General features: G+C 47.2%; 1 protein-coding gene. It reads left to right on the forward strand.

The features are described 5' to 3' along the window. On the forward strand, positions 1-269 hold a 269-nt coding region (locus tag R0J87_RS20805; RefSeq protein WP_498888636.1), incomplete at both ends, for a hypothetical protein.

Genomic DNA, 269 nt, shown 5'->3' on the forward strand with positions numbered 1-269 from the left:
GGCTCGGTTTACAGCAACCTCAAGATGAACAAGAAGCGGAAACGGTTCTCACCCAACAAACCCAACAACGGGCTGCGGAATCTCCCATCCAACAGCGTACCCCCTCAGAATTAATGGGAATTATTACGCTGGTGGGTATTATGCTGTTTGCCACCCTTGCAGCAGTGGATATTCTTGCCATTCCCGCTTTAACGGATTTGGTCAGTGGCATTATTTTCGTCTCTGGTAAAATTCTTGCGGGCTTGATTGTGTTTGCAGTCGGTTTATAT

The organism is Halomonas sp. SIMBA_159, assembly GCF_046536035.1.
GTDB lineage: Bacteria > Pseudomonadota > Gammaproteobacteria > Pseudomonadales > Halomonadaceae > Vreelandella > Vreelandella venusta_A.